Annotated in this window: 7 protein-coding genes; 3 read left to right on the top strand and 4 right to left on the bottom strand. The window is 68.6% G+C overall.

The genetic code is table 11. The annotated features are described in order from the left end of the window. Both PMI14_RS16090 and PMI14_RS16095 read left to right on the top strand, forming a co-directional pair. Positions 1-882: HAMP domain-containing sensor histidine kinase (locus PMI14_RS16090; protein WP_035204117.1), on the top strand; the 882-nt coding region annotated here is incomplete at its 5' end. A gap of 58 nt (positions 883-940) precedes the next feature. Beyond that, positions 941-1951 (top strand): MBL fold metallo-hydrolase, encoded by a 1011-nt coding sequence (locus PMI14_RS16095; RefSeq protein WP_007856128.1) that lies wholly within the window; start codon positions 941-943, stop codon positions 1949-1951. Positions 1952-2245: 294 nt separating this feature from the next. On the opposite strand, the gene PMI14_RS33585 is transcribed toward PMI14_RS16095, so the two are convergent. The 4 genes from PMI14_RS33585 to PMI14_RS16115 all read right to left on the bottom strand — a co-directional run bounded on the left by PMI14_RS33585 (position 2246) and on the right by PMI14_RS16115 (position 5183). Beyond that, positions 2246-2989 (bottom strand): DUF6882 domain-containing protein, encoded by a 744-nt coding sequence (locus PMI14_RS33585; RefSeq protein WP_007856129.1) that lies wholly within the window; start codon positions 2987-2989, stop codon positions 2246-2248. A 73-nt stretch (positions 2990-3062) separates the two neighbouring features. Further along, the gene (locus PMI14_RS16105; RefSeq protein WP_007856130.1) at positions 3063-3728 is read right to left on the bottom strand and encodes an SPOR domain-containing protein; all 666 of its coding nucleotides are present in this window, start codon (positions 3726-3728) and stop codon (positions 3063-3065) included. A 13-nt stretch (positions 3729-3741) separates the two neighbouring features. Next, on the bottom strand, positions 3742-4581 hold the full coding sequence (locus PMI14_RS16110) for a biotin--[acetyl-CoA-carboxylase] ligase (RefSeq protein WP_007856131.1): 840 nt from the start codon (positions 4579-4581) through the stop codon (positions 3742-3744). Then, entirely contained in the window at positions 4578-5183 is a 606-nt protein-coding gene (locus tag PMI14_RS16115; RefSeq protein ID WP_007856132.1) for an SET domain-containing protein, read from the bottom strand. The genes PMI14_RS16110 and PMI14_RS16115 overlap by 4 nt, the downstream gene beginning before the upstream one ends. Positions 5184-5302: 119 nt before the next feature. Between PMI14_RS16115 and PMI14_RS16120 the strand changes: the two genes are divergently transcribed. Further along, positions 5303-8031, top strand: a 2729-nt coding sequence (locus PMI14_RS16120) for a DNA topoisomerase III (protein ID WP_007856134.1), incomplete at its 3' end; no start/stop codon positions are given.

The raw sequence follows: 8031 nt of genomic DNA on the forward strand, positions 1-8031 counted from the left end.
CTGGCGCGCGGCATCCAGCCGCTGAACCAGCTCGAGCAGCGCATCCGCGCGCGCAACCCCGACGACCTGTCGCCGCTGGACGACCGCACCGTGCCGCTGGAGGTGGCGCCCCTGGTCTCCTCGGTGAACGACCTGCTCACGCGCCTGCACGATTCGCTGGCCACGCAAAAGCGCTTTCTGGCCGATGCGGCGCACCAGCTCAAGACCCCGCTGGCAGGCCTGCGCATGCAGGCCGACCTGGCCCAGCGCGAGGGCACCAGCACCGAGGAGCTCAAGCGCTCGCTGCAGCAGATCGGGCGCTCCAGCATCCGCGCCACGCACACCGTCAACCAGCTGCTGGCCCTGGCGCGCGCCGAGGGCAGCGGTGTGGGGTTTGCGCGCCAGCCCTGCGACCTGGCACGTCTGGCCATCGAGGTGGTGCGTGACTCGGTGCCGCGCGCGCTCGAAAAACGCATCGACCTGGGCTACGACGGGGCCGAGCCCGGCTCGCCCGGCGTCTGGGTGGACGGCAACCCCACGCTGCTCAAGGAACTGGTGCGCAACCTGGTGGACAACGCGCTCAACTACACCCCGTCGGCACCCGACCGGCCCGGCGTGGTGACCGCGCGCGTGCTGGCCGACACCTTCGGCCGGGTGCTGCTGCTGCAGGTGGAGGACTCGGGCCCGGGCGTGCCCGAATCCGAGCGCGATCTGGTCTTCCAGCCCTTCTACCGCGCGCTCGGCAGCGACGCCGACGGCTCGGGCCTGGGCCTGCCCATCGTGCTGGAGATCGCGCGCAAGCACGGGGCCGAGGTGCAGCTCGAAGACGCCCACCCGGGCATGCAGCCGCCAGGGGCACGTTTCAGCGTGCGCTTTGCAGCCAGCGAGCACGCCCCCACCTGAGCAAGCACCGGGAACGCCAGTCCAAGGCACCATGCAACCCCCTTCCGCCAGAGACCCCATGCCCCCTTCCGCTTCGCCGCCGCGCCGCTTTCGCAACACCGATGACCAGGTCGTGATCGGCAACTTCCCCTGGTACGAGATGGCCTGGCGCTCGCTGCGCGGTGATTTCAAGCCGCGCACCGAGCCCGCCGGGGGTTACGCACGCTTCGTGCGCGACTGGACGCAGCCCGTGGACCATGCGCTGCTGGCGCAGCGGCACGGGGCGCCGGTGGTGACCTGGCTGGGCCATGTCTCCATGCTGCTGCAGGTGGCGGGCCTGAATGTGCTGATCGACCCCACGCTGGCCAGCCATGCCGGGCCGCTGGGCCGTTTTGGCGCGCCGCGGCGCGTACCGCCGCCGCTCACGCCCGAGCAGTTGCCGCGCATCGACGCGGTGCTGGTCTCGCACAACCACTACGACCACCTGTGCAGCGCCACCTTGAAGCGGTTGCGCGCAGCGGGGCAAAACCCGCGCTTCATCGTGCCCCTGGGGCTCAGGGACTGGTTTGTGCGCCGCGGGATGGACAACACCACGGAGCTCGGCTGGTGGGACAGCGTGGAGCTGGCGCCCGGTGTGCGCGTGCACTTCACCCCGGCCCAGCACTGGAGCCGGCGCAGCCTGAACGACACCAATGCCTCGCTGTGGGGCGGCTACCTGCTGGAATGGAACCGGCCCGGTGTGGCGCAGCCCTGGCGCTTCCTGTTCCCGGGCGACACGGGCTACAGCGGCGATTTCAAGGCCATCCGCCAGCGCCTGGGCGCCGTGGACTTCCTGGCCCTGCCGATCGGCGCCTACCTGCCGCGCGACTTCATGAAGCCCATGCACGTGAACCCCGCGGATGCCGTGCAGCTGATGCTGGACGTCGAGGCGCGCCAGGCCATGGGCGTGCACTGGGGCACCTTTGCACTCACCCAGGAGGCTTTCGACCACCCGCCGCGCGACCTGGCCGCGGCGCTGGCCGAGCGCGGCGTGCCGGCCGAGCGCGTCTGGCTGCTGCGGCACGGGGAGACGCGGGCGATCCCGCTGTAGCCAGGGCGCCGCACCAGGCGGCCCTCAGAGCCTGTTCAAAGTTTTTTTGAAACCGCGCAAGTCCCTTTTCGGGATGGGATGCTAGGCGCGGTGCGCAGTTGATAGCTCAGCTATCAACAAGCGCCGCAACGCCGCAGACCGCCCGAAAAGGCACTTGCCCGAAGGGTTGGAGTGAAATCGGGCGATTGGACGCCCCGGCTGCTTGTATGGGCATGAGCCCATGCAGCGCATCCAAAGCATCCACTCATCCCGATTGCGCCCCAACGCGGCTGCAAAAAGACTTTGAACAGGCTCTTACCCCACCGCACGCACCGACATCAGCGCCATGAAGAGGTAGCCATGGTCGGAGGGTGCGCGGTACACCCCGCGCGCACCCAGCACCTGGGCGGCGACGCCCGAGAGCTCCCAGCCGTCCGTCACGTCCGCATCCCAGCGTGGCACGGTCAATGGCAGAAAGCCCTGCACCTCACCCCATTCGCGCACGGCCGGTATGCGGGTGCTCACCTTGGCATGGTTGCCGAAGTTCGCCCAGGCCCAGAGCCAGGTGCCGCTGGCCTTGGAGACCGAGCCGATGAACTCGATGTCCGCCACGACCTTGGGCGCCCCCTCGTGCGAGAAGGTCAGCGTGCCCTGCGCCTGGTCGTAGTCCCAGCGCTCGAAGCGCGAGATGCCGTGGTCCGCTTCGAGCGCCTGCTGCTTGTGGACCAGCGCATGGTGGGCGTCGACCACGGCATCTTCCCAGGCATGCTGCTGCGGCTCGGCCATGGCGCCGACGCTCTGGGCCATGGCCTTCTGGTAGCAATGGTGGCAGAGGATCTTCAGGTCCAGACAGCCTTCGTTGCGCTCGTTCCACTCGCCGCCTTCCTTCATCAGCTCGGCATTGCAACTGGCGCACCAGGCGTCGGGAAAGGGGTAGTCGACCTCGGGGGCGTCGCAGAACCAGCGCTGCGCAGGGTTGCCGTGCAGGTGGCCGCAGACATAGGTGGGGGTGGCTTCGCCGTGCTCGCCGCACTGGATGGAAGAGGCTTCTTCGGTCATGGGATCAGGTTTGCAAGGAAAAAGGGGGCGGCATCGGACGCCTGTGTGCGCACGGCCCGCATGCGCCGGCAGCTCAGCTGCAGCTGCGCAGCGCCTTGCCGGCCAGCGCGCCGCGCAGCGTGTCGAGTTGCGGGCGCAGCCCCTCGGTCACGGCCGGCAGGCGCAGCGTGAAGCCCGTGGACTCGGGCCGCTCCTGGATCACGCGGGCGGTGCGCACACCTTTCTCGCCCAGGGCCACCAGCTCGCGCTTGGCGGCCTCCTCGGTCGCAAAGCGGCCCAGGGACAGGCCGATCTCGAGCGTGCCGCCCGGCCGGTCGAAATCCACCTTGCGCGCACGCAGCTCGGCGCGCTTCTTGTCCAAGGCCTCCTGGTCTTCGAAGCGGCCCATGTAGACCATCCAGCGGCCGGGCAGGGGCGTGGACTCCAGCGCCCAGCTGCCCTGCGGCAGGCCACCGGCAGCGCTACGCAGTGCATCGGCCTGGCGCTCGTCGAACACACCGGCCTGCAGGCACTCGGTGGCCGTGGAGGCAGGTGCGGCTTCGGCCACGGGGGGCGGGGGCGTCGGACTGTTGGAGCGGGCCCGCAGGATTTGCAGCGTCTCGGGGCGCAGCTGCTGGCCCATGCGCTGGGGCTCGCCTTCCTGCACGGGCGCCAGGCCCCATTCGCGCAGATGCCCATGCGACCAGGCGAAATAGCCGCCATTGGCCAGCAGCAGGATCAGGATGAGCAGGCGCAGCATGCAGCTCCCTCTTTCATGACGGCAGCACGGGGCTGGGCCGCACGCTGATTTCCGAGCTCGTGACGGCCTGCATGCCGCTGGCGGTCTGTACCAGCAGGGCACCATCCTCGCCCACGCCGTGGGCCGTGCCGGCCTGCCCATCGCTGAGCGCCACGGCGCGGCCCTGCAGGATGTCGCGCTGCGCGAAGCGGGCCTGCATCGGCGAGAAGCCGTAGCCCTCGAAGGACTGCAGCATGGCCACCAGGGGCGGCACGATGCGCAGCAAGGCCTCGGGGGCCGTGAGGCCAGGCTCCAGCTCCTGCAGGCTGGCCGGCGGCATGCTCATGCCCTCGCCGCTGCGCGGCAGCACATTGATGCCGATGCCCACGACCACATAGCGGATCGCCGGGGCGCGCTCCGCCGGGGCATCCTGCGGCGCCACGAAGCTCGCGGTTTCGACCAGGATGCCGCCGAGCTTGCGGTCGCCGGTGATCCACAGGTCATTGGGCCACTTGAGTCCGACACGGGGCGCCTGCCCGGCGGCAGGCAGCACGGGCTGCAGGCTCTCGGCCACGCTGACCCCCACGGCCAGCGACAGGCCCGACCAGTCGGCCGGAGCCAGGGGCAGGCCCAGGCTCATCATGAGCGAGGCTCCCACGTCGCTCTGCCAGGCCCGGCCCAGGCGCCCACGCCCGGCCGTCTGCTGCTCGGCCACGAGCAGGGTGGGGTCGCACAGGCCGGCGCGCGCACGGCGCATGAGTTCCGTGTTGGTGGAGTCGATGCTGGGCAGCACCTCGACGGAAAAGCCCGGCAGTTGGGGCACCACGGCTTCCCAGAGGGCTTCGGCAGGCCAGCGCAGGGAGAGTGCGGTCATGGCCTGGCGCCCTGCGCGGGCTGCGCCGTCTGAAGGGCCTCGGCGCCGCCGTCGCTCTTTTTGTTACTTTTTTTACGCGCCGGTGCGGCAGGCTCGGGCGGCATCGGGGGACGCCAGCCGCGCTTGGGCGCCAGCAGGGTACCCCGGCAGTTGTCGCTGCCGCACCAGCAGGGGTACTCGGCCTTGAGCTTCTTGGTGTAGGGTTCGTCGATGATCAGGCCATAGTCGTAGTTGAGCTCTTCACCGGCAGCGATGTTGCGCAGCGCGGTGATGAAGATGCGGCCATCGCGCTCGTCGGCGTAGCAGTTGGGGTTGCAGCTGTGGTTGATCCAGCGCGAGGAGTTGCCGCCGAACTTCGCGTCGATCACGCGGTCTTCATCCACATGGAAATAGAAGGTATGGTTGGGCTGCAGGGGATCATGGGGGTGGCGGTCCTGCGCCTCCTCCCAGCCGATCACTTCGCCCGTGTACTCGACAAGGACTTCGCCCTCTGCAATATCCTGCACGGCAAAAACGCCGTTGCCGTGCACGCCCGAGCGCCTGGTCTGGATGCGGCGGCCCGATGGATGGGAAGGGGCGGCGGTCGATGCGGTGCGGGGCATGGCAAAAACTCTGTTAACTTGAATATGCACACATGCGCGTGCGCGTGTACGCGTGAGGCAACGAATTGTAGAAGCGACCGGCCGGATGCCGGACAGCCAGACTGGCGAGAAACCAAAAAATGACCAAGACCCTGGTAATTGCAGAAAAACCTTCGGTGGCGCAGGACATCGTGCGCGCACTGACCCCGGTGGCGGGCAAGTTCGACAAGCACGACGACCACTTCGAGAACGACCGCTATGTGGTCACCAGCGCCGTGGGCCACCTGGTGGAGATCCAGGCGCCCGAGGAATTCGACGTGAAACGCGGCAAGTGGAGCTTTGCCCACCTGCCCGTGATCCCGCCGTACTTCGACCTCAAGCCCGTGGACAAGACCAAGACGCGCCTGAACGCGGTGGTCAAGCAGGCCAAGCGCAAGGACGTGACACAACTCATCAACGCCTGTGACGCGGGCCGCGAAGGGGAGCTGATCTTTCGCCTGATCGAGCAGTACGCCGGCGGTGCCAAGCCCCTGGGCAAGCCCGTCAAGCGGCTGTGGCTGCAGTCCATGACGCCCCAGGCCATCCGCGATGGCTTCGACGCCCTGCGCAGCGAGCAGCAGATGGCGGGCCTGGCGCATGCCGCGCGCAGCCGCAGCGAGGCCGACTGGCTGGTGGGCATCAACGGCACGCGGGCCATGACGGCCTTCAATTCACGTGACGGGGGCTTCTTCCTGACCACCGTGGGCCGGGTGCAGACGCCCACGCTGTCGCTGGTGGTGGAACGCGAGGAGAAGATCCGCAAGTTCGTGAGCCGCGACTACTGGGAAGTGCACGCCAGCTTCGCCGCCGAGGCGGGCGAGTACCCCGCCAAGTGGTTCGACCCGAAGTGGAAGAAAAGCGAGGACGTGGAGCTGCGCGCCGACCGCGTCTGGTCGCAGCGCGAGGCCCAGGCGATTGCCGATGCCGTGCGCGGCCAGAAGGCCACCGTCACCGAGGAAAGCAAGCCCACGACCCAGGCATCGCCCCTGCTGTTCGACCTGACCAGCCTGCAGCGCGAGGCCAACGGCAAGTTCGGCTACTCGGCCAAGACCACGCTGGCGCTGGCTCAAAGCCTGTACGAGCGCCACAAGGCCCTGACCTACCCGCGTACCGATTCGCGCGCGCTGCCCGAGGACTACCTGCCCGTGGCGCGCCAGACCTTCGAGATGCTGGCCGACAGCAGCATGCGCCACCTGGCACCGCACGCGCGCACGGCGCTGACCAACAACTACGTGCGCCCTTCCAAGCGCATCTTCGACAACGCCAAGGTGAGCGATCACTTTGCCATCATCCCCACGCTGCAGGCGCCGAGCGGCCTGTCCGAGGCCGAGCAGAAGCTCTACGACCTGGTGGTGCGCCGCTTCATGGCGGTGTTCTTCCCGAGCGCCGAGTACACCGTGACCACGCGCATCAGCAGCGCCGTGGGCCACAGCTTCAAGACCGAGGGCAAGGTACTGGTCAAGCCGGGCTGGCTGGCCATCTACGGCAAGGAAGCGGCCGACGAGGTCGAGGGTGGCAAGGATGGCGACAAGGGCCAGAACCTGGTGCCCGTGAAGCCCGGCGAGACCGTGCGCACCGAGCAGGTGGACCCCAAGGGCCTCAAGACCAAGCCCCCGGCACGCTATTCCGAAGCCACGCTGCTGGGCGCCATGGAAAGCGCCGGCAAGCAGATCGACGACGACGAGCTGCGCGAGGCCATGCAGGAAAAGGGCCTGGGCACACCTGCCACGCGCGCGGCCATCATCGAAGGCCTGCTGACCGAGAAGTACATGCTGCGCGAAGGCCGCGAGATCATCCCCACGGCCAAGGCCTTCCAGCTCATGACGCTGCTGCGCGGGCTGGAGGTCGAGGAGCTGTGCCGCGCCGACCTGACGGGCGAATGGGAGTTCAAGCTCTCGCAGATGGAAAAGGGGCAACTGAGCCGCGAGTCCTTCATGGCCGACATCGCCGCCATGACCGAGCGCATGGTCAAGAAGGCCAAGGAATACGACCGCGACACCATCCCGGGCGACTACGCCACACTGGAAACCCCGTGCCCCAACTGCGGCGGCGTGGTCAAGGAAAACTACCGCCGCTTCGCCTGCGTGGGCAAGCCCGGTGCCGAGCCCTGCGGCTTCAGCTTCGGCAAGTCGCCTGCGGGCCGCACCTTCGAGACCGCCGAGGCCGAGGCCCTGCTGCGCGACAAGAAGATCGGGCCACTCGAAGGATTCCGCTCCAAGGCGGGCTGGCCGTTCACCTCCGAGATCGTCATCAAGTACGACGACGAGGCGCACAACTACAAGCTCGAGTTCGATTTCGGCGACGACAAGAACGCCGAGGAATCGGGCGAGCTGGTGGAGTTTGCCGATGCGTCCCTGGGCCCCTGCCCGATCTGCGGTGCCGGCGTGCACGAGCACGGCGCCAACTACGTGTGCAGCAAGGCCGTGCCCACCGCCGCCCAGCCCACGCCGAGCTGCACCTTCAAGAGCGGCAAGATCATCCTGCAGCAGCCGGTGGAGCGCGAGCAGATGCACAAGCTGCTGGAAACGGGCAAGACCGATCTGCTCGACAAGTTCGTCTCCATGCGCACGCGCCGCGCGTTCAAGGCCTTCCTGGCCTGGGACAAGGAAGCCGGCAAGGTGAACTTCGAGTTCGCGCCGAGCAAGTTCCCGCCGCGCAAGCCCGCCGCTGGCGCCTTTGCCGGCAAGACGGCCGCAGCCAAGGCCCCGGCCAAGGCGGCTGCCGCGAAGAAAGCGCCGGCCAAGAAGGCCGCGGCCACCAAGACCGCCGCCGCCAAGGCGCCGCGCAAGGCCGCCGCAGGCGCTGCCCCCAGCGCCGCGCTGGCGGCCGG

The sequence above is a fragment of the Acidovorax sp. CF316 genome (assembly GCF_000276605.1).
Classification (GTDB): Bacteria; Pseudomonadota; Gammaproteobacteria; order Burkholderiales; family Burkholderiaceae_C; genus Acidovorax.

Bases quoted from the DNA above. Each gene is read 5' to 3' on its own strand.
- PMI14_RS16115 (WP_007856132.1), bottom strand. From the start codon at position 5,183: ATGCCCCGCACCGCATCGACCGCCGCCCCTTCCCATCCATCGGGCCGC.
- PMI14_RS16110 (WP_007856131.1), bottom strand. From the start codon at position 4,581: ATGACCGCACTCTCCCTGCGCTGGCCTGCCGAAGCCCTCTGGGAAGCC.
- PMI14_RS16095 (WP_007856128.1), top strand. From the start codon at position 941: ATGCCCCCTTCCGCTTCGCCGCCGCGCCGCTTTCGCAACACCGATGAC.
- PMI14_RS33585 (WP_007856129.1), bottom strand. From the start codon at position 2,989: ATGACCGAAGAAGCCTCTTCCATCCAGTGCGGCGAGCACGGCGAAGCC.
- PMI14_RS16105 (WP_007856130.1), bottom strand. From the start codon at position 3,728: ATGCTGCGCCTGCTCATCCTGATCCTGCTGCTGGCCAATGGCGGCTAT.